Annotated in this window: 10 protein-coding genes and 4 pseudogenes; 7 read left to right on the top strand and 7 right to left on the bottom strand. The window is 42.0% G+C overall.

Annotated elements, in window-relative coordinates:
* The first annotated feature begins 379 nt into the window (after nt 1–379).
* Nucleotides 380–7,648 (top strand): type I polyketide synthase, encoded by a 7,269-nt coding sequence (locus CCS41_RS07950; RefSeq protein WP_072549661.1) that lies wholly within the window; start codon nt 380–382, stop codon nt 7,646–7,648.
* Between the two features lie 704 nt (nt 7,649–8,352).
* Here the strand turns inward: CCS41_RS07950 and phoQ are convergent.
* From phoQ to mnmA, 5 genes and pseudogenes are all read right to left on the bottom strand, one after another.
* A pseudogene (gene phoQ, locus CCS41_RS07945) lies at nt 8,353–9,800 on the bottom strand (two-component system sensor histidine kinase PhoQ).
* Between the two features lie 32 nt (nt 9,801–9,832).
* Complete coding sequence (gene phoP / locus CCS41_RS07940) at nt 9,833–10,504, bottom strand: two-component system response regulator PhoP (protein ID WP_072549711.1); 672 nt, start codon at nt 10,502–10,504, stop codon at nt 9,833–9,835.
* A gap of 474 nt (nt 10,505–10,978) precedes the next feature.
* Entirely contained in the window at nt 10,979–12,352 is a 1,374-nt protein-coding gene (gene purB, locus CCS41_RS07935) for an adenylosuccinate lyase (RefSeq protein ID WP_072549660.1), read from the bottom strand.
* 54 nt (nt 12,353–12,406) lie between these two features.
* Nucleotides 12,407–13,031, bottom strand: a pseudogene (gene hflD / locus CCS41_RS07930) (high frequency lysogenization protein HflD).
* A 2-nt stretch (nt 13,032–13,033) separates the two neighbouring features.
* Nucleotides 13,034–14,203, bottom strand: coding sequence for a tRNA 2-thiouridine(34) synthase MnmA (gene mnmA / locus CCS41_RS07925; RefSeq protein ID WP_072549658.1), 1,170 nt, complete (start codon nt 14,201–14,203; stop codon nt 13,034–13,036).
* Between the two features lie 217 nt (nt 14,204–14,420).
* Here mnmA and icd point away from each other — a divergent pair.
* The 6 genes and pseudogenes from icd to serS all read left to right on the top strand — a co-directional run bounded on the left by icd (nt 14,421) and on the right by serS (nt 22,402).
* Nucleotides 14,421–15,693, top strand: a pseudogene (icd, locus tag CCS41_RS07920) (NADP-dependent isocitrate dehydrogenase).
* Nucleotides 15,694–15,745: 52 nt separating this feature from the next.
* Entirely contained in the window at nt 15,746–16,243 is a 498-nt protein-coding gene (lrp, locus tag CCS41_RS07915) for a leucine-responsive transcriptional regulator Lrp (protein ID WP_072549656.1), read from the top strand.
* 115 nt (nt 16,244–16,358) lie between these two features.
* Nucleotides 16,359–18,986: a DNA translocase FtsK 4TM domain-containing protein gene (locus CCS41_RS07910; RefSeq protein ID WP_072549655.1), complete on the top strand. Its 2,628-nt coding sequence runs from the start codon at nt 16,359–16,361 to the stop codon at nt 18,984–18,986.
* Between the two features lie 22 nt (nt 18,987–19,008).
* Nucleotides 19,009–19,632, top strand: coding sequence for an outer membrane lipoprotein periplasmic chaperone LolA (lolA, locus tag CCS41_RS07905; RefSeq protein ID WP_072549710.1), 624 nt, complete (start codon nt 19,009–19,011; stop codon nt 19,630–19,632).
* Nucleotides 19,633–19,715: 83 nt separating this feature from the next.
* On the top strand, nt 19,716–21,059 hold the full coding sequence (locus CCS41_RS07900) for a replication-associated recombination protein A (protein WP_072549654.1): 1,344 nt from the start codon (nt 19,716–19,718) through the stop codon (nt 21,057–21,059).
* A 47-nt stretch (nt 21,060–21,106) separates the two neighbouring features.
* A complete protein-coding gene (gene serS / locus CCS41_RS07895; protein WP_072549653.1) occupies nt 21,107–22,402 on the top strand; it encodes a serine--tRNA ligase in 1,296 nt (431 codons plus the stop codon).
* A gap of 40 nt (nt 22,403–22,442) precedes the next feature.
* Here serS and CCS41_RS17170 read toward each other — a convergent pair whose 3' ends face one another.
* Together CCS41_RS17170 and CCS41_RS17165 are read right to left on the bottom strand one after the other, a co-directional pair.
* Complete coding sequence (locus CCS41_RS17170) at nt 22,443–23,294, bottom strand: inositol phosphate phosphatase SopB (protein ID WP_275887692.1); 852 nt, start codon at nt 23,292–23,294, stop codon at nt 22,443–22,445.
* Nucleotides 23,283–23,582: pseudogene (locus tag CCS41_RS17165) on the bottom strand (inositol phosphate phosphatase SopB); the annotation flags it as partial. The pseudogene CCS41_RS17165 and the gene CCS41_RS17170, both read right to left, overlap by 12 nt.
* Nucleotides 23,583–23,593: the final 11 nt, after the last annotated feature.

Raw genomic sequence — 23,593 nt, 5'->3', positions numbered from 1 at the left:
AGTTATTAAAAAAATCAGAGAAAAAGATAAACTACTTTTTTAAGCCTCATTTTCTAATATGTATCACCAATAGATTCAAATTAATAATGCATATAACAAAAAAAATTGGGGCGATATATTAGCAGTGCTAGTTCTTGCCATTCTTTCCATATAAAAAACTGATTTTTATAATTAAGTTACCCCATCGATACTATATAAACAATAATATATATGAATGAATAGATATAAAAAGATTAATTATATTTATAATAATTCTGATATATAGGTTAGCTGTCTTAATTCAAATTGAAAATGTATAAAACATCGAAACTGACCAAAGAAAAAATCAGGCAGCTCTATGGTGTTTTTAAACTCAATTAGTACCTATATAGGAAAAAAAATGTTGAAATCCAAAGAACCCATTGCAATTGTCGGTATCGGCTGCCATACACCAGGAAAAGTTTATGGACCCAATGATTTATGGAAAATGCTGTGCGCAGGTATTAACGGCATCACAACTGTTCCCAGCGAACGATGGAATATAGATGAATACTACGATCCTAATCCAGATAAACCAGGAAAAATAAAAACAAATCGAGGAGGGTTTATTGAAGGTATGAAACTCTTCGACAATGAATTTTTCAATATTTTTCCCAAAGAAGCAGTAGATATTGATCCTCAACAACGACTACTTCTCCAATGTACCTTTGAAGCCTTGGAAGACGCAGGAGAAAAACTTGAGAACTGCCAAGGCTCACAAACTGCTGTGTATGTAGGTTACTTTGAAAGTGACTATCAGGATATTCTGGCTGATCCCAGTAGCCGCTATAGTGTTACCTCTCACATGACTATGGGAACCCATCCCACATCATTAGCCAACCGAATTTCCTATCTTTACAACCTTAAAGGTCCCAGTATTACCCTCAATACCGCCTGTTCATCATCCTTAATTGCTGTACACCTTGCTTGCCAAAGTATTTGGAACCAAGAAGCATATGCAGCTATTGCAGGTGGTATCAACATTAACATCAACCCATTACCCACCATGGCATTGTCGAAAGGAAATTTTCTCAGTCCTGATGGTGCTTGTAAATCCTTTGATGAAAGTGGAAACGGTTATGTACGCGGCGAAGGCGTAGGCTTGGTCTATCTCAAACCTCTCTCACAAGCCTTAACTGATCAGAATAAAATCTATGGACTCATTTGCGGCAGCGCCTGTAATTCAGATGGCTACACTGCTGAAGGTTTTACCGTTCCCAGCGCTGACGCACAAGCAACTATGTTACAAGCAGCCTATCACAATGCTGATATTGATGTTGCTAACGTTCAATTCATCGAAGCACACGGAACGGGCACACCCAAGGGAGATCTTGCAGAAACTGAAGCTTTTGCCAAAGTATTTAGTCATAGACCTATCGAGCACCCTCTCTTGATCGGTTCAATCAAAAGCAATTTCGGGCATTTAGAGGGCGCTGCTGGTATCGTAGGATTAATCAAACTGGCTTTATGCTTACATCATAAGAAGATTCCAGGGAATCTCCATTTCAAAAAGGGCAATCCCAATATCGATTGGGATAATTGGCGCCTCAAGGTAGTAGACCAAACACAAGATTGGCCACCACAGAATGATGATTCAGTACCACGTACTGGTGGAGTGAATTCTTTTGGGGCGGGAGGAACCAATGCCCATCTCGTAATGAAGGAATATATTCCTGAAGTTCATCACAACACTAAGAAATTAAAATCCTATAATATTCAGCCATCAACCCAGAGAGTTGAACTTTTCACCTGTAGTGCACAAACAGAAAAAGCATTGAAAGCACTACTTGGATCCTACCAAAAATACCTTTCAACGTCTGAAGCCAATTTGAATGATATTTGTTTCAATGCTGGCAAACATCGCTCAGTCCTGAACCATCGTATCGCTATTGCCGCAACCAATAAGCAGGATTGTATCAACAAAATAAATGCTTTTCTCGAAGGAGATATATTAAGCGGTGTTGAATATTTTCCAAGCAGCAGGAAAACGCCACGTCTGGGGTTTATTTTCACAGGTCAAGGCCCTCAATGGTATGCCATGGGGCGTGAGCTTATAGCAAAAGAACCGCTATTTCGTGAAGTGATCGAAGAAATTGATCTGCTTTTTTCAATATTGGCAGGGTGGTCTTTATTGGAAGAGATGAACCGTTCAAAAGTTGAATCCAAGATCAGTGACACACGGATAGCACAACCTGCCATCATGGCGATTCAGATAGCTCTCGTCGAATTATGGAAGCAATATGGCATTGAACCGGCAGGACTGGTCGGGCATTCGATCGGTGAAGTCGCCGCAGCTTATGCCTCTGGTGCCTTAAACATGGAACAGGCAGTAACCGTAATCTACCACAGAAGTAGAGGCCAGCACCAAGCGGCAGGTAAAGGTGTTATGCTCGCGATAGGCGTAAGCAAAGTTGAAGCAGAGAAATTGATTGCTGATGTATCTGACGTAGTATCAATTGCAGCGGTAAATGGCCCAGAAAGTATCACTCTGTCGGGAGATAAAATACCTCTGGATGCAATAGCCAAGCAATTAACTGCTCGTGATATATTCAATCGTTTTCTTAAGGTTGATGTACCTTTCCACTCACACCACATGGATCCTCTCAAAGAAGAACTAATTTCTTCTCTGCAAGATCTACAACCTATAGAAACAAAAATACCTCTCTACTCGACCGTAACAGGAAAACAGGAAAGCGGGACACATTTAGATGCCAATTATTGGTATAACAATCTACGTGATCCTGTTTATTTTTCGCATGCTTTGGAACAAATGATTCAAGATGGCTTTGATCTTTACGTTGAAGTGGGGCCACATCCAGCACTAAGTAATGGAGCCGAAGAACTTTTTGCTAAATTAGGTTGCAGTGCCCGCATTTTCCCTTCTATTCGGCGTCAAGAAGATGAAGCACTGCGTTTCAAACAGACCCTGGGTGCATTACACGTTGCTGGCTTACCACTAGATTGGGATAAAATTTGCCCTAACACACATCGCCTACATGATCTGCCACGTTATCCATGGCAGCAACAACGTTTTTGGCGTGAAAGTCGTGCCCACCGTGAACACCGTTTACAACGTCGTCTTCACCCTCATATCACCCAGCATTGGGATTCAGGATTAAGCCAAGACTTAAACCTACACACTATTGATATTTTTCTGGATCACCATGCAGATCCCTATATCAACGATCACCGAGTAGATAACATCATCATTTACCCGGCTACAGGTCATCTTGAACTTGTTACTGCATCTGCACACCAAGCTTTCAATGACTCCTTCTGTTTTCTGGAAGATATCAATTTTGATAAAGCATTATTTTTACCCGATGAAGGAGAGGCACTCAAAATCCGTGTTGAAGTTTATTCAGACGAAGGCCGTTACTGTCTAATGAGTTATGATGACAACCAGGAAGGTGCAGAATGGATCAAACATTCGAACGGTAAAATAAATTGCATGGGAAACAAACCCAAACCAGAGAAACTATTATTATCTGAACTACAAGCACGGATTAATAATGAATTTTCAGTACAACCTATGTACCACGATCTCAAGCAAAGCGGGCTATTCTACGGTACAACTTTCAGAGCAGTCAGTAATCTTTGGACAGCCCCTGGAGAACTTCTAAGCAAAATTAGTTTACATGAAAGTCTAAAGTACGGAATTAATGATTTTCTACTGCATCCTTCCATGTTGGATGCCTGTTTTCACACAATTTTTGCAGTTAGGCCAAGTGTTCTTGATGGCGAGCAAGGGGTTTATTTGCCCGTTCATATCGACCGTTATACCTTTATTCAACAACCCAAAAGTGATCTTTTATGGAGTTACATTCGAATCAGTGAAGCCAGTGCCGATTTTATCCGTGGAGATATTTTCGTTTTAGACGAAAACGGAGAAACTGTTGCCGAAATAACTAACCTACAGCTCAAATATATCGTGGGTTCACGTAAACAAGAAGAAAATACAGCTTATAGCGGTTGCTATGAATATTGCTGGCAGCCAGCAGAAGATTTGAGTTTTCAACCTGAATCTAAGGTAAAAATATTGCTCATCGGCGATGCTTCGTATGATCACAGCACCTTGCTGAACACCTTATCCGATGCAAATATAGAAGTGGTGAAACTCGAAGAAGCAACAGGATTTGAACAGAAAACAGATTTACAAGATCGGCAGGCAACACGCAAAGCCATTCAAGAAATTAAATCAATCCATCCATCTTTAAACCGTATTCTCATCACCTTGCCATTAGGACAAAGTGATGAAACGGATTTGTCCCAGCGCATGGAAACACTTGTATGGAAAACGTTAAATATCAATAACGCCTTGATCGAAAACGAGATGTCAGCAGTGATGTGGACCTTAAACCAACACTCGGAACAAGTCGTACCTAAAGATGAACACATCAATCTAATCCAATCGTCGACATGCGCTTTGAGTAGAGTCATGACCAATGAATATCCAATGGTCGTTGCCAAAATCGTGGATCTAGGCTGTGGTGACAAACAGGAATTGCAATCCTTCGTGACTATCTTGGCTTCAACAACTCAAGGTGGGAATGAAACTGAATGGGCTATCCGGGGTGATAAACTATTCGTTAAACGCTTGGAAAAGGTCATTCCAGAGGAGGCACAAAAAGCCGCGTCTAAGACTCTTACGGAGAGTAATCTATCTGCTACAAATCGAGCTTATTACGAGGCGTTTTTTGCGGAACCCAGTGTCCTTAATTCTGTTGCCTTTCGCCAATTTATGCCACCAATTCTAGGTGAAGAGCAGATTGAAATCGAGGTTAAAGCGGCAGCTTTAAATTTCAAGGATGTATTAAACGGCAGAGGTGTACTCTCTGCTGAAAGTGTCGCCGGCGGCTTATGTGGTGATCAACTCGGGCTAGAGAGCTCAGGTGTCGTCACCCGTGTTGGAAAATCAGTAAAGAACTACAAGATAGGTGATGCTGTCCTGGCGATGGCACCACGCTCTATTGCTGGAATGACCGTCGCACCGCAACAAGCTGTGTTTCATAAACCGCAAAATCTGTCGTTTGAAGAGGCTGCTACAATCCCCATAGTGTATCTCACTGCCTACTATGGCCTACATGAATTGGCCTGCATGAATGAGAAAGACCGCTTACTCATTCATGCAGGCAGCGGGGGACTAGGGATAGCCGCCATTAATTTAGCGAGACACCTCGGTATCACAGAAATTTTTGTGACAGCAGGAAGTGAGGAGAAACGGCGGTTCCTAGAAAAAGAAATGGGAATCGAAACTTCTCGTATCTATGATAGCCGTACACTGGATTTTTACCAGCAAATCATGGCAGCCACAAATAACGAAGGTATAGACGTCGTTCTCAATTCCTTAAGCGGCAAAGCAATCACCCAAAGCTTAAAATGTTTGCGTCCATTTGGCCGTTTTATCGAGGTCGGAAAGAAAGATATTTATCGAGATGCGGCCTTATACCTAAAACGATTTGGAGAAAATATAAGCTATTTTGCTGTAGATACAGATCGCCTAATGGCACAAAAGCCAGCGCTAGGAAACAAACTTCTGACTGAAGTCATCGATCTTTTCAAGGGAGAGAACCCCTCTTTAAAACCTCATCCCATCACTGTATTTCATATCGACAAACTTAATTCGGCGTTAGATTACCTTTCCAAAAGCCAACACATCGGCAAAGTGGTCTTGAGCATGGAAAATAGGGAACCTATGCCACTTTTGCCAGCAACAAACTTGATACTCAATCCTCAAAAAGTATACATAATCACAGGTGGAGCCAGTGGGCTTGGGATCCAATTAGCTCAATGGCTCGTTGATAAAGGTGCGAGAAAACTCGTATTAGCCAGCCGTAGCGGGGCTAAAACAGAAGAGGATCGTGCATTGATCGCCGCCATGGAGAAACGCAAAGTAGAAATCAAACAGCATCAAGTTGACCTGATTCATTCTGTTGAAGTTGCCCATTTGATCACTGAGGCAAAAAAACTAGGGAACATCGGCGGTATTATTCATGCTGCAGCCTTTATGAAAAATGCGACCATACAAAATTTATATCGTGCAACCTTCAGTGAAGTTTTTGCTGCCAAAGCAATGGGTGCTTGGAACTTGCATCAACATTTGAAAAATGAAACGGTGGACTTCTTCTTATTGATTTCATCTATTGCTGCGGTATTTGGTTTTGGGGGGCAATCAAACTACGCAGTGGCTAACAATTTCCTCGATAAGCTGGTGTATTACCGCCATCTACAAAAAATGCCTGCTCACAGTGTAAACCTGGGTGTACTCGGACAGTTTGCCGGTATGTCTAGTGATGCTGCCTTTGTCGACACACTGGCCAATCAAGGATTACTCCCGATGACTTTTCAGCAAGTCACCGCAAAAATTGAACGTATTCTTCTCGACGAAAAAACGATACCTGTACGTATGGCGGCTAATATTAACTGGCTACGTTTTAGAGATTTTTTCACTTCTCTAAGTACCGATTTACGGTTTGCGCATTTGCTAACCGATGAAGCGTTAAACCTTAAAGGCAAAGCTTCTAGCGGAGGAAGTTTACGAGATACACTCAAAGACAAAGATGCTGATCAGGCAAAGCAAGAACTTGTTCAGTATCTTACAGGGTCTTTAGCAAAAATAGTGGGCACAACCCCTGATAAGATAGACCCGAATATACCGTTGACAGCACTTGGTCTTGACTCAATAACAATGACTCAAAAACGCCATAATATCCAACGGGATTTAAACATCAACTACCCGTTAATGCGTTTTGTCAAGGGGCCTAGCATCATAGAGCTGGCATCACAACTTCATCAGGAGCTTGTAAAAACCGAAGAACCCGTCCATGAGACTGGGGATAGCTCAGGAATTACTACCGAAGAAGATATCGAAGTGATCAACCGATGGTTTGTACGTCTTAAAAGAAAAGCAGGAGAACCCCCGAAGAAAACCAAGCTATTTATGATCCATTCGATGGGAGCGGCGGCATCGATGTTTGCTCATTTTATGTATCACCCTCCTTTTGAATGTGAAGTGTATGCGGTGCAACTACCTGGCCGCGAACACCGGATTAATGAAGAAGTTTATACTGAGCTTACGCCTTTATTGAGTAGTTTAGAAGAAGCACTGATCCCATTATTGGAGGGAGACTTCGCCATTTATGGCCATAGCTACGGTGGCATCATTGCTTTTGAACTGTGCCGATTGCTGCGTGAGAAATACGGCAAATTCCCCTTACAATTATTTATCTCGGCTACCATAGCACCTCAGCTGACGCCAGACTGGAAAGCACGTCAGGTGATGCGTGAAACGACCAATCGGAATTATTCAGATCAGCAGCTTATTGACATGATGCCACATATTATGAATCGTGAATATTTACTGACAATTCTAGAAGGCATGCGCCGCGACATGCCTTTGCTAAAAAATTATGATTACCAAGAGTGTGAGCCTTTCTCTTTTCCGATTAGAACGTTTTCCGCAATTGAAGATGATGTGACATTTACCCATGAAATGAAACCATGGGCACTGTTGACCCTATTTCCTAAAGATCAAATAGAACTCCATGGTGATCACTGGTCTCTAACCGGAAAAGAAAATAAAGAATTAGTTGGTAAACAAATATCTGATGATTTACGTAATCTGAAATAGTGTTTTTTCACACCTTAGCTGTCATTACTGACACAGTATTTATAGATACTATGTCAGTAAATAGTTTGTTAATACCGAAAGCAAGATGGATTGTATAATTATTTCGTGCTAAAAATGAGGATTCATTTCCTCCATTGACTTCAAGAGGTTCTTATGCGTAAATTTATTCTGTTATCTGTTCTATTGGTTTCTGCTGAAGTTGTTAGCAGCAATCCTGATAAAAATTTATTGGGAAATACTATTCTTTCAATAACGAGAACGGAGAATTCTTATTTAAATGCTAGTCATCACGCTATATCCTTGGTGTCAACAAACCAGGAGCACTGTAAAAGAATGAACAACCAAAAACATAATCGAAATCAATTTGATGTCGTTACCCCCCCCCCCCAATTAGAAAAAATACCTAGGCCCTTTAGTCACCCTATGGATAGACATGTAGAGCAATGGAGAAGATCGGCCTAATTCGATAAACCTGATTTCATATACCCAATGAATTTCGAGTTACGGCCAGGCGGCAATCAATCGAATCCCAGAAGTGTACAGGTAGTACATGACTGGGATGAGTGCAAGCAGCCAACGCCGCCGTCACTTAAAAGGCGAAGGATATATCTAGCTAACGATTCGCTAACCAGGCTAAATCGCTGGCTAGATCCTGATCAGAATGTAAACGCTTTTTATATCGTAACTCTATAAATTTTCTGTCTTTAGCCGTCATGCTGCCGCCCGAAACTGACCAATACCTTCGTCCCTCCGAGTCGGCTATCTGCAATAGTTATTTTTCCTTGATACTGCTCAATAATTTCTGCTGCGACCGATAAACCTAATCCTTGACCGGGACTCAAGGTATCGACACGTTGACCACGTTGAAATATAAGTGCCCGCTTGCTTTCTACAATGCCAGGTCCATCATCATCAATGACAATGATTAATTTTTTTTCTGAGTGCAGAGCAGTGATTTCAACAAATTCCAGGCAATATTTACAGGCATTATCCAAAATATTACCCATAATCTCTATTAAATCATTTTTCTCTCCGAAGAAAGTCACCTCTGGTGAAATATCGAGCGTCAATACCACGCCTTTACGTTGATAGACTTTATTCAATGCACTACAGAGGCCATCGAGTAAAGCAGGAACGGAATGGATCTCTCTACTTAATACATTATGTTCTGAGCGTACGCTGGCACGATGGAGAAAATAACCGATCTGCTGCGAAATACGACTAATTTGCTCCAACATGATAGGTTCTACCGTTTCAATCGTGATTTTTTTATCGGTCCGCAGTGATCGTAATGTCGTCTGTAACACTGCCAGAGGCGTTTTTAAGCTATGAGTAAGATCGGCAAGTGTAGTTTGGTATTTGGTATAACGCTGACGCTCATGTCTCAGCAAAATATTTTTAAATTCCTTACCAGACTAAACAGTTCTTGTGGTGGATTTTCATCCAACTGTTCACGTTCCCCTTTTTCTAACTGACTAATTTGACTAACCAATGCTTTTATCGGACGCAGGCTCCAATAAGCTGCCAACCATAGCAACGGCACCACTAAAAATAGATTCGCCAATAAGACGTAGCTAAACCAGTTCCATACCAGATCTGAACGTTGTAATTCCTGAGGGATAACGTCGACTACCACAATGGTGAGCCGAGGCAATTTACTGGTAGCGGGATAAATATTGACTGAAACCGAATGGGTGAGGGCATCAATATCAACATCAGTGTATTTTTTTAGCTTATTTTGTGCTTTAGAATTATCGCCAAGTATTGTACTACTTATCTTTTTTCCGGGATTCAGCTCATAAAAGCCCGATTTTTTTAGCCAGTTTTTTTCAATATGTAATTCCAATTCGGCTATATATCGTTCACGCCACAATATATTGCCATGATCATCATAAATGAGTGCCAAGGTAGGAATATTGAGTTCCAGATCAGAAGGAATAGAAATAGTCAACTTATCATCTTGCCATTGAGCGAGGCTGAAAAACAGATTGCTTTCTCCCCGATGAACCCTGAAAGTATTTTTATTAAAATTGATAATATAACCGACTACCGCAACGACTCCGTAAGAAAGTGATAGTGCAAAGATAACACCCGCGGTTGCCATAAGGAAACGGGATCGAAGGGAAAAAGGTTTGCTATTCTTGTTGAACATATTATTTTTTAAACGTTTTTTAACAACAATGTTCAATTGGCATCAAAACGATAGCCTTGACCACGGATAGTAGTAATGACATCACGATCATGCTCGGCTAATAATTTTTTCCGCAGCCTCCCCATCAATACATCAATAGTATGGCTTTCTCGCAATTCTGCATCAGGATAAAGTTGTAACATCAACGTGGATTTGCTCACAACTTTACCCGCATTACGGATTAACGTTTCAATAATGGTATATTCAAATGCTGTAAATTTTATCTGCTGTTGATTGATACTGAGTTCACGGCGTGAAAGATCAATCTGAAAAGGCGGAAATTTGATGATTTGAGAAGCCAGGCCAATATTACGCCGCATGAGTGCTTGCATTCGGGCAACCACTTCTTCTAAATGAAACGGCTTAGTAACGTAATCGTCAGCACCGGCTTCTAATACTGCAACTTTATCCTGCCAGCTCTCTCGCGCAGTTAAGACCAGGATAGGTAAATTTGACTGATGACCACGCCAACGACGGATCAAGCTTAAACCATCCTCACCGGGTAATCCAAGATCGACAATTGCGATATCAGGGGCATGTTCTTGTAAGAAATAGTCTGCTTCTTTGGCATTTTCCGCTGCATCAACTTGATGACTCATCTCTCGCATTTGTACTGTTAGATGATGCCGCAATAATGCATTATCTTCCACCACCAAAACTCGCATACTACATCCCTCAAGCAAATTTAAATTGGGTAATAAATTACCTGTAAAAGATAAAAATATATAATTATCTAACATATTATTAACTATATAATATGTTAGCAATCCATTCCATATACTTTTATTATTAATGTAATTATTAGCGTGATAAGTTAAACCTTAATTAAACTAACTTAAATTAATAAGTAAATTTATTTTATTTATGATTAAAATCAACCAATTATATCTAATTAATTTAATTGGTTGAACAAGAATACCAACCGATTGTGAGAGTTCTAAAGCTATTTTTCCAAATAATGACAGCGAGTTGAGTAAAAATAGGCCAGCTTGAAACCGCAGAAGAAAGTTGAATGGTGATAGGCAATTTATTGATAAATAGTGAAGGAAAAATCATTTTTTGTTGCCTATCATTTAATCTAAAATAATATATTCATTTGCTTAAAATGATTTATTTTTCTCCGTGTAACTCACCTAAACTTAAGACTTAAGCTCATCAACAAAAGCGACGGCGCGCCCAATATAATTAGCGGGTGTCATCTCCTTTAGACGTACTTTCTCTTCTTCAGGTAATGCCAAATTTTCAATAAATTGTTTAATATCAGCGGCACCCATTTTTTTACCACGGGTCAACGCTTTTAATTTTTCATAAGGATTAGCAATAGCATAACGGCGCATCACTGTTTGGATCGGCTCAGCCAAGACTTCCCAATTATTATCCAACTCCTTTTGCAAGTGAACTTCATTCACTTCTAGCTTGCTGATGCCTTTTAAGGTCGCTTGATAAGCGATCAGAGCATAGCCTAAACCGACACCCAGATTACGCAATACGGTGGAATCTGTCAGATCACGTTGCCAACGTGATACGGGCAATTTATTAGCTAAATGACCTAATACAGCATTAGCCAATCCAAGATTACCTTCGGAATTTTCGAAATCGATCGGATTCACTTTATGAGGCATAGTTGAGGAGCCTACTTCATTGGCGATAGTTTTTTGTTTGAAGTGATTGAGGGCGATATAACCCCAAATATCACGGTCAAAATCGATCAAAATCGTGTTAAAACGGGCAATACAGTCAAATAGCTCGGCGATATAATCATGCGGTTCAATTTGCGTGGTATAGGGATTCCAACTGATGCCCAGAGACGTGACAAATTCGTTGCTAAATTGATGCCAATCAACATTTGGATAAGCCGCAATATGTGCATTGTAGTTACCGACAGCGCCGTTTATTTTCCCGAGAATTTCTACTTTCTCTAATTGATCAAGTTGCCGCTGCATACGGTAGACAACATTAGCAAATTCTTTACCAAGAGTAGAAGGAGTGGCCGGTTGACCGTGCGTGCGTGATAGCAGAGGTATTGTGCGATATTGTTTCGCCAGCGAGGTGATTACGGCAATAATTTCCTTCCAGATAGGCACAATTTCATCATTACGAGCACGGTGTAACATCAAGGCATGAGACAAATTATTGATATCTTCAGAAGTACAAGCGAAATGGATAAATTCAGACACATTTTGCAACGCCGGAATAGCATCTATTTTCTTTTTCAGAAAATACTCAACAGCTTTGACGTCATGATTTGTCGTTTTTTCAAAATTTTTGATATCTAAGGCATCTTGTTCGCTGAAGTCTTTAATAAGACTTTCAAGATCCTCGTTAGTTTTCTTGTCAAAGCCAGGCACTTCTTTAATTTCTTCACAGGCTGCCAATTTTTGTAGCCAACAGATTTCAACTTGCACCCGAAATTTTAGTAAACCAAATTCACTGAAAATTTTGCGTAATGCACTCACTTTATCACTGTAGCGTCCATCAAGCGGGGATATGGCAGTCAATGGGGATAATTCCATCGTAGGCAACTCCTGGTTATGATTTGTAATAGTAGGTTTTGCAAGAAGTCTATTTTAACAACGAGCAAGAATGCTCTGTGCCTGCTTAAGCAGACGATGACGAGAAAACATTAACTGCCAGCGACCCCACCACGCTGCTGCCAAAGCACTGCAGAACGTATGCCAGCCAGCAAAGTTGCGCGTATTTTGTCTTGGACCGACTGATTTTTCAGCTTATCAGGGTTACCGAGAACGTGAATGCGGGCACTAAGTGGACTGATAACATCGGTATAAATTGACGCTAGCGAACTGAACATGGTATCAGAGCCAAGATCGAAATGTACCAATTGTCGATCAAGCTGGGAAATACGTCCGCCTAAAGTATTCAGCGCAGATTTATTGGCACTGAGTTTACGTTCAAGCACCATAATGCCAAGAGCATAGCGAGTGAGTTCGGCAGACAGGGGTTGACGGTTGACATTCAATATACATTGTAAAGTTTCTAATCCGATTTTAAGGGCAACGTCGTTATCACCATAGACAGCAAGAGTGGAAGGGGGTCGATTTGTAACAAACTATTTAGCGAAGTATGCAAGGCATCTTTATCGCATAAACCCTCATAGGCTAACTGCTGGACTAAACGTACAGACTGGCAGAGACCCGATAGCGCCAGGGTAATGTCATAATAATTTTTTGCCACGATCACTCCTGTAAACGTTCTTCAATGATACCACCGCCGAGGCAAATTTCACCCTGATAAAAGACAGCGGATTGACCTGGTGTCACAGCCGCAACAGGATGATCAAAACGAACGTCAACACCTTGTTCATCCTGTGGTTGAGTAACATATAGTTTGGTGACATGGGACTCAGTAACCTGTGGTTTAATAGCAGGCTTGGGAATCAGGGTGCAGGGAATATCCTGCTGACGATAGCGGGTTTTCACTGTACAACGTAATGGTGTGGTCAAGGGTTGAGGATTTACCCAGTGCAACTGTTGAGCAACAAGTCCCTGTGACATCAGCCGTGGGTGTTGCGGCCCTTGTGCCACCAGCAAAATATTTTCAGCGACATTTTTATCGACGACATACCAAGGATCTTCATTCCCTTCCTGGGTGCCGCCAATCCCTAAACCTTTGCGTTGACCCAAAGTATGGTACATCAGCCCCTGATGCCGCCCGAGTTTTTTTCCGTCGACGCTAACAATCGGACCAGGCTGAGAGGACAGATATCGACGAAGAAAATCCCGAAATTTACGTTCACCAATAAAACAAATGCCAGTCGAATCTTTCTTTTTGGCCGTCACTAAACCTTGTTGCTCAGCAATACGACGCACAGTGGGTTTTTCCAGTTCACCCAGTGGAAACAGACTTTTTACCATTTGAGGCTGACTAAGGGTATAAAGAAAATAACTTTGATCTTTATTATCATCTAAACCTCGGAGCAGGTAGCTTTTACCCTGGGCATCCTGTTTGTGGCGTACATAATGACCTGTCGCGATATAATCCGCGCCCAGATCTTCGGTCGCAAATGCCAAAAACGCATTAAATTTAATTTCTTTATTGCACAGGATATCCGGATTCGGTGTACGTCCCGCTTGATACTCCGCCAGGAAGAAGGCAAAAACGTTATCCCAATATTCTGCGGCAAAGTTAACAGTGTGCAATTCGATACCTAACTTATCACATACCGCTTGCGCATCTTGAAGATCCTGCGCAGCCGCGCAATACTCTTGATCATCGTCTTCTTCCCAGTTTTTCATAAATAGACCGGCAACCTGATATCCCTGTTGCTGTAACAGGTAGGCGGAAACAGAAGAATCGACACCGCCGGACATACCGACAATGACTTTTTTCTGGCTATTATCTGACATGTCAATCTCACTAACTTAATTAGGATGCCGGAAAAACCGTAGTACAGAAAGCGTCGGATTCTATCACGTCGCCTCTTGAAGCGCATTACTGAAAAGGGTGAGTTGTGAAAAGGAGAATGGCTGAAATTCCTTTTGCATTGGCGTACGAGCAATATTCCAGTACTATTGATCACAGTATGACAACCTATTAACAACCTATTTGTCGCAGGAGAAGTTGATGAAAAATAAAGTCGTTGTTCCGACAGAGGGTAAGAAAATCTCTCTTGATGCTCAAGGAAAATTAGTTGTTCCGTGTGAGCCGATCATACCCTTTATTGAAGGTGATGGTATCGGCGTCGACATCACGCCTGCGATGAAACGCGTGGTAGATGCTGCAGTTGAAAAGGCTTACTCAAAACAGCGTAAAATAGCCTGGATGGAAATTTATGCCGGTGAAAAAGCTAAATGTCATTATGGAAAAGATAGCGATGGCAATGATGTTTGGTTGCCTGATGAAACCGTCGATTTAATTAAAGAATATCGGGTTGCCATTAAAGGACCATTAACTACCCCAGTAGGGGAGGGATCCGATCCTTAAACGTTGCTTTGCGTCAACGGCTTGATTTGTATATTTGTTTACGCCCCGTACGTTATTTTACCGGCACACCAAGCCCGCTAAAACAGCCTGAATTAACGAATATGGTCATTTTTCGCGAAAACTCGGAAGATATTTATGCTGGTATCGAATGGCAAGCGGGCTCTCTAGAAGCGAATAACGTCATAAAATTTCTCCGTGACGAAATGAAGGTCACTTCACTGCGCTTCCCTAAAAACTGCGGTATTGGCATCAAACCTTGTTCAAAGGAAGGCACTGAACGCTTAGTACGTGCGGCAATTCAGTACGCGATTGAGCATGATCGTGAATCGGTGACCTTGGTCCATAAAGGTAACATCATGAAATTTACTGAAGGTGCCTTTAAAGACTGGGGTTATCGGTTAGCTCGCGAAGAATTTTCTGGTGATCTCATCGATGAAGGTCCTTGGGTTAAAATCAAAAATCCAGATCCAGATAACGGCAAGGACATCATCATCAAAGATGTGATTGCTGATGCTTTCTTACAGCAAATTTTATTGCGTCCAGAAGAATATGACGTCATTGCCTGTATGAATCTCAATGGTGATTATATTTCCGATGCCTTAGCAGCACAGGTAGGGGGATTGGTATCGCACCTGGGGCGAATATTGGGTCTGATTGTGCACTGTTTGAAGCCACTCATGGCACTGCGCCAAAGTATGCCGGTCAAGACAAAGTCAATCCAGGTTCCATCATTCTTTCTGCAGAAATGATGCTACGCCATATGGGTTGGCATGAAGCCGCTCAGCTGATTATCAATGGTGTTGAGGGGGCGATTAAAAACAAGACAGTGACCTATGATTTTGAACGTTTGCTAGCAGATGCTAAATTGCGAAAATGTAGCGAATTCGCTGAAAATATCATCGAAAATATGTAAATAAACAAGAAAGTAATATTATTCAGTACTCGACATTCTCAAGAGAGATAACATGATGGATCATAAAAAACGCTCGAGTAAAGAGCTTGATCGTATTGATCGCAATATCCTCAATGAACTACAAAAAGAGGGGCGCATATCAAACGTCAAGCTGGCAGAACGTGTCGGCTTAACGCCGACACCCTGTATAGAAAGGGTTCGTCGCTTAGAAAAAGAAAATTTTATTCATGGTTACACGGCGCTGCTTAATCCACAATATCTGGATGCAGCGCTGTTGGTACTGGTTAAAATTACACTAAATCGGGGTACTCCCGATGTCTTTGAGCAATTTAATACAGCGGTGCAGAAACTTGAAGAAATTCAGGAATGTCACCTGGTATCAGGCGATTTTGACTATTTATTAAAAATCCGCGTATCCGATATGTCTGCTTACCGTAAATTGTTGTGTGATACTTTGCTACGTCTCCCTGGCGTCAATGACACTCGTACGTACGTAACAATGCAAGAAGTCAAACAAAGCAGCAAGCTACCCATTAAAACTAGCCGATAAGATATAAGGTGGATGCAAAACCTGAATAATTCAGTTATTATACTGTTTTTTAATACAGTTTTAACGCTTTTGACGTTGCGATCCCGCTCTCTTCACCGAACCTGGAGGATCCCTCTTGAGCCAAGAATATACGCCAACGAAAGCAGTGATCTTTAAAAAATTCAGTCCTGGGCGGTTATTGCTTGAAGCTGCGCTTGTTGTGGTGATTATTTTAGCAGCCTGTCTGATGGTTATGCTATTAAGTTTTGATCCCTCAGATCCTAGCTGGTCACAAACAGCTTGGCATGAACCTATTCATAATCTTGGTGGTACTGTGGGAGCCTGGTTGGCAGACACCCTGTTTTTTATTTTTGGTGTATTGGCTTATGCCATTCCCTTGATGATAGTGATCTTATGTCAAATAATTTTTCGTCAGCTCAGCAGCAATAAATATGTTGATTATTTTTCTTTAGCTTTACGTTTAATTGGTACTTTGGCGTTAATTCTCACCTCCTGCGGCCTGGCTGCGCTCAGTGTTGACGATCATTATTATTTTGCTTCTGGAGGTGTCATCGGCAGTTTGCTCAGCAATGCGATGTTGCCAAGCTTCAAGGGTGTTACTGCAACTTTAATTTTATTACTCGTGTGGGGAATAGGTTTCACGCTTTTCACCAGTTGGTCATGGCTGTTAATAGCAGAAAAGACAGGCAGTATGGTATTAACTGCAATGGCTTTTATCCGTAATAATAGGTCTATTGAAGCAGCACAAGATCATGATGTGAATCACGATATGCATATCGATAGCAATGATATTACTTTAACCTCTGTCGTACCACCCTTGGTTGTATCACCAACAGCTATTAACACTGTCATGCCAGAGGCAATTGCCGCAGAGGCTATCACGACTGAGATTATCGATATCGAAACTTTCTATGCTGAAACTGTTGCTGCAGAGACTATTTTCGCAGAGAGTATTGCTGTAAAAATTGTGTCAGAGACCGTAGCAGTAGAAACTCTCGTAGCAAAGGCCGTTGCTACTGAGATTATCGATATTCAAGCTATCCCCGAAACGGCCATAACAAAGGCTGTTAATGTTGATGACGATGCTTTATTTTCTGCGACTTCGATCGTTCACAGTAAAGTTAAAGATGATCCCCCTTCATACTCTCAGCAGCGAGAAACACTAATTAGACCGCTGCCTGATCAGCAGACACCGCTTGTTCCAGCGATGGACAGTTTGATCCATCCATTTTTGATGCGTAACGATCAACCTTTACAAAGACCGACAACACCTTTGCCAACACTGGATTTACTGGCAGTGCCCCCAACGGAGGAAAAACCGGTAGATATGTTTGCCTTAGAGAAAACGGCTCGCCTGGTAGAAACACGTTTGGCGGATTATCGTGTCAAAGCCAAAGTTGTTGAAATTTCTCCAGGCCCAGTGATCACCCGTTTCGCCCTGGATTTAGCACCAGGGGTAAAAGCGGCACGTATTTCAGGTTTATCACGTGATTTAGCACGTTCTCTCTCCGCTATTGCAGTACGTGTGGTAGAGGTGATTCCAGGTGAACCTTACGTAGGTTTGGAGTTACCGAACAAAGACCGCCAAACCGTCTATCTACGAGAAGTGCTTGACTGTGCCAAATTTCGTGCGACTCACTCGCCGCTTGCCATGGTTTTAGGAAAAGATATTGCGGGACAACCGGTGATCGCAGATTTGGCAAAAATGCCTCATCTGCTGGTGGCAGGTACGACAGGTTCGGGTAAATCCGTCGGCGTGAACGCCATGATCCTGAGTATCTTGTATAAAGCGACACCGGATGAAGTGCGTTTTATCATGATTGATCCCAAAATGTTAGAGCTTTCAGTTTATGAAGGCATCCCTCACTTATTAACCGAAGTCGTAACGGATATGAAAGATGCGGCCAATGCATTGCGTTGGTGTGTGGGTGAAATGGAACGTCGCTATAAACTGATGTCTGCATTAGGGGTACGTAATCTTGCAAGCTACAACGATAGGATCGAACAAGCTGAAGAAATGGGACGCCCAATCCCTGATCCCTTCTGGAAACCCAACGAAAGTATGGCGCTTTCTCCACCCGTGTTGGAAAAACTACCTTACATTGTGGTGATGGTAGATGAATTCGCTGATCTCATGATGACTGTTGGTAAAAAAGTAGAAGAACTGATCGCGCGCCTAGCACAAAAAGCGCGTGCTGCCGGTATCCATCTCGTATTGGCAACGCAACGCCCGTCAGTTGATGTTATTACTGGCCTGATTAAAGCGAATATTCCAACACGTATTGCTTTTACTGTATCGAGTAAGATTGATTCGCGTACTATTCTTGATCAAGCAGGAGCAGAGTCTTTACTGGGAATGGGAGATATGCTCTATATGGCACCCAATTCCTCGATACCAATCCGCGTACACGGCGCCTTTGTGCGTGATCAAGAGGTTCATGCCGTGGTTAGCGATTGGAAAGCACGTGGGCGCCCCCAATACATAGAAGATATTCTCAACACCAGTGAAGAAGAAACCGCTAATGCAGGGATTAATAACACTGAAGAACTGGATCCACTCTTTGACCAGGCAGTCAATTTTGTGCTGGAAAAACGGCGTGCATCGATTTCCGCTGTACAACGGCAATTCCGTATCGGCTATAATCGTGCCGCTCGGATTATTGAACAAATGGAGGCACAACAGATTGTCAGTTCCCCAGGCCATAACGGCAACCGTGAAGTCTTAGCTCCAAAGGTACAATAAAATTATGAATGTATTCTGTGTCATGAAGAAACCACGCGTTTGGTTTTTCGGTGTTAATCTTTTGTTGTCCAGTCTGGTTGCTACACCCATTTTCGCCGCGGCCACTCAAGATCTACAAACACGCCTCGGCAAAGTAACCAGTTTTCATGCCACTTTTTCACAGCGAGTGACTAGCGCTGAAGGCACAGTAATACAACATGGAAAAGGAAAATTATGGATAAAACGCCCGAATCTTTTCAATTGGCAGATGACATCGCCGGATGAAAACGTATTGATTTCTGATGGTAAAACATTGTGGTTTTATAATCCATTTGTCGAACAAGCAACCGCAACTTGGTTAAAAGATGCCACGAGTAACACACCATTCATGTTGATCACGCGTAATGATCCCGCTGATTGGCAACAATATAACGTCAAACAACAAGGCGATGATTTTGAATTAACCCCTAAAACGGCCAATGGCAACCTAAAGCAATTTGCGATTACCGTAACAGCCGACGGGGTTATTAAAACTTTTTCTGCCGTTGAACAAGATGGTCAACGGAGTGCTTATGTTTTACAAGAACAGCCAAACAGCACCATTGATGCTGACAAATTTAAATTTAGCTTGCCGAAGGGCGTCACATTGGACGATCAGCGTCAATAATACGCAACCTTATGTGGTGAATACTCATTTATTAAGCGCATTTTTGACGAAGTCATAGATCTTGAATAGGCTCTGAAATCAATATGAGTAATTTGCCCTTGGATTTTTCCCAAAACTCACTCCAACCATTAGCGGCGCGTATGCGACCGTCAACCTTGGCAGAGTATATTGGTCAGCGCCATCTGCTAGCATCAGGTAAAGCACTACCCCGTGCTATCGAAGCAGGACAATTACATTCAATGATCCTATGGGGACCACCAGGGACAGGTAAAACCACTTTAGCGGAATTGATCGCTGGTTATGGCAACGCAGATGTAGAACGTCTGTTAGCGGTCACTGCGGGGGTCAAAGATATTCGGCAAGCTGTCGAACGGGCGCAGCACAATCGTCATGTGGGACGGCGTACGCTACTTTTCGTTGACGAAGTTCACCGTTTTAATAAAAGCCAACAAGATGCTTTTTTACCCTATATAGAAAATGGGACTCTCATTTTTATTGGAGCCACAACGGAAAACCCCTCATTTGAATTGAACTCCGCTCTGCTTTCACGTGCAAAGGTTTATTTACTCAAAGTTTTAAGCACCGCTGAAATAGAGAAAGTATTGGATCAAGCTATGACCGATCACCGGCGCGGTTACGGTGGACAAAATATTATCTTGCCGGATGAAACACGCTGCATGATGGCAGCATGGGTTGCGGGTGATGCACGTCGAGCGCTAAATACTCTCGAAATGATGTCGGATATAGCGGAAATTGACAGCAATGGTATTCGTGTACTCACCCCTGAATTATTACAACAAATTCTAGGCGAGCGCAGTGCGCGTTTTGATAATAAAGGGGATCGTTATTACGATTTGATCTCGGCATTACATAAATCGGTGCGTGGTTCAGCACCGGATGCCGCGTTATATTGGTACGCACGCATTATTACTGCCGGAGGCGATCCCTTATATGTGGCACGTCGTCTGCTGGCGATAGCGTCTGAAGACATTGGCAATGCTGATCCACGAGCGATGCAAATAGCAATATCTGCCTGGGATTGTTTTACTCGGGTTGGTGCTGCTGAAGGGGAGAGGGCAATAGCACAGGCTATTATTTATCTGTCTTGCGCTGCGAAAAGTAATGCGGTTTACAATGCATTTAACGCGGCGTTACATGATGCGCACCAAAGACCTGATTTTGATGTGCCCGCGCATTTACGTAACGCACCAACCCATTTAATGAAAAAAGAAGGCTTAGCAGCAGAATATCGCTATGCCCATGATGAGCCACATGCTTATGCAGCCGGCGAGAATTATTTTCCAGCGGAAATGGCAGAGACTCACTACTATTCTCCATCCTCACGTGGTCTTGAAGGTAAAATCGCTGAAAAATTGACATGGTTAGCTCAACAAGACGAAAATAGCTCGATAAAACGTTACCAATAACCCCAAAATGTGCCTCCATTTTTATAATGAAAACAACAGGATAAATAATGCTCGATCCTAATATACTGCGCAATGATCTGGATAAGGTTGCTGAAAAACTGGTTCGTAGAGGTTTTAAACTTGATACCGATTTATTGCGCACACAAGAAGAACAGCGTAAACGTTTACAGGTTGAAAAAGAAAATTTAGAGGCAAAACGCAATTCAGATTCGAAATTGATCGCCGCTGCTAAGGCACGTGGTGAAGATATTGAACCATTACGCCTTGAAATGAGTCAGTTAGGTATACAGCTCGACACAACCAAAACAGAACTCGAGCAGTTACAAAAAGACATCTCTGATATTACGTTGTCACTTCCTAATCTACCTGATGATTCGGTACCTAATGGTAAAGATGAAAAAGACAACAAAGAAATTAGCCGTTGGGGGGAACCCCGTAAGTATAACTTTAAGGTCAGGGATCATGTCGAATTAGGTGATATAACGGGCGGACTGGATTTTGCTGCTGCCGTCAAACTAACAGGAACACGTTTTGTAGTGATGAAAGGGCAGATTGCTCGTCTGCACCGTGCTTTGTCGCAATTTATGTTAGATCTGCATACTGGTGAAGAGCATGGTTATCAAGAAGTCTACGTCCCTTATTTGGTCAACCACGCAACTCTTTTTGGGACAGGGCAACTCCCTAAATTTGGTGATGACCTGTTTCATAGTAAACCCTTGGCAGAGGAGTCGGAGAGCAGTAACTATGCGTTAATCCCGACGGCAGAAGTACCGCTGACTAATTTGGTACGTGATGAAATCCTGGAAGAAGCGGCTTTACCCTTGAAGATGACCGCACATACCCCTTGTTTCCGTTCTGAAGCGGGGTCTTATGGTCGTGATACTCGAGGTTTGATCCGTATGCATCAGTTCGATAAAGTGGAACTGGTACAGATTGTCAACCCGGCAGAGTCGATGACAGCGTTGGAAGAATTAACCCGCCATGCTGAAAAAGTTTTGCAACTATTGGAGTTGCCTTATCGCAAAATGTTGCTTTGTACGGGGGATATGGGTGCAAATTCCTGTAAGACTTACGATCTAGAGGTCTGGTTACCCGCACAAGATACGTATCGAGAGATTTCATCCTGTTCCAATATGGGTGATTTTCAGGCACGTCGTATGCAGGCGCGTTATCGCAAAAAAAATGAGACGAAACCCTGTCTGGTTCACACGCTAAATGGTTCTGGGCTAGCGGTGGGACGTACTCTGGTAGCAGTGCTGGAAAATAACCAGCAAGCTGATGGTCGTATCCAGGTTCCACAGGTGTTACGCCCTTATATGAAGGGGTTAGAATATATTGGCTGATAGGCTAATAGAATGCCGGTGCTCAGCCAATTTTGGTGCTTTATCCACGAGCCTGTGACGATAAACCGGTGCGATAAGCTGGAAAAATTGGTCGGTTTCGCAAAGGATCAATGGCAGGGACGCCCTCGGTTTTGTATCCTTCCAAACCACCCGTATTCAAGGCCTGCATTTCCAGATTACCGCTGTTAAGTAAAAATTGCTGCTTCATATAATTCAGTTCCTCGCTAAGCAGTGTATCTGGCTCGGGGATGTCTCCAAAAGTATGGACATAAAAAGCTAAAAACTTAGCTTCGGCGTCTAACATTCCAGTACGATCTTTACCACTTCTACAATTCCACATGGCAACACCATCAAGCCAATACGTTAGCAATGCTAAACGTGAGGGCATTTTATAGGGTTCATTCCCCATACTCTGATAACTTTTTTCCTGCCATATTTGATTAATTTGCCTGGCGAGTTTGCGTATAAGAACTAATTTTTGTACTGATTCTAATGTATTCTTTATTTTTCCTACTGATTCTAGTACTAATTCAAATTTATCCTTTACTTTGGAATCTTTGGAACTTTTCTTTATGTTTTCCAAAATGGTTTGTAAGCCTGACAAATCTGATTCAAAAGCTTTAAGCTTATCGGGTTCTTGGGAAAGAGGATTTTTAAAAATACCCTTTATTTCTTTTATTCCTTTTGGCCAAGTCGAAATAAATTCTTCAATTTTCTCTGAACCTACATCTTTTTTTACAATATGTTTATCGTCAACCAGTGTGTAAATTTCTTCAATCAGTTTTGTAAATTCTTCAGTAATCAGTGTCGGAAGCTCCTCAATTATTTTGTCACCTTGTTTTAAATGAGCATCCACTCTGTTATTTATCTTTTCTAATGCCACTTTATTCATGTTTTCAACGCCAGCCCATCCACCGATTACGTTCGAGGCCCCTTTTAAAAATGCGCCTTGGTTAACACCAAAATTAAAAGCGCACAGGTCAAGTTCAATGGGAATATCCTGCGGTTGCCCTGATCTTTTTATATCCATTGGTAACGTCAATTTTCCTGCTTGACTTAGACTTTGTAAATCTTGCCAAACTTCAAGCTGATTTTTCATAAATTGCCGTTCGTTGGAATCTTTAGAACAGAACTCTCTTACCAAATCTGGGGTTAATAAAGATAATGATGTCACCGAAAGCTTAACGGGTT

The sequence above is a fragment of the Candidatus Fukatsuia symbiotica genome (genome assembly GCF_003122425.1).
Taxonomy (GTDB): Bacteria; Pseudomonadota; Gammaproteobacteria; order Enterobacterales; family Enterobacteriaceae; genus Fukatsuia; species Fukatsuia symbiotica.
This window is presented reverse-complemented; position numbering and strand designations above follow the sequence as displayed.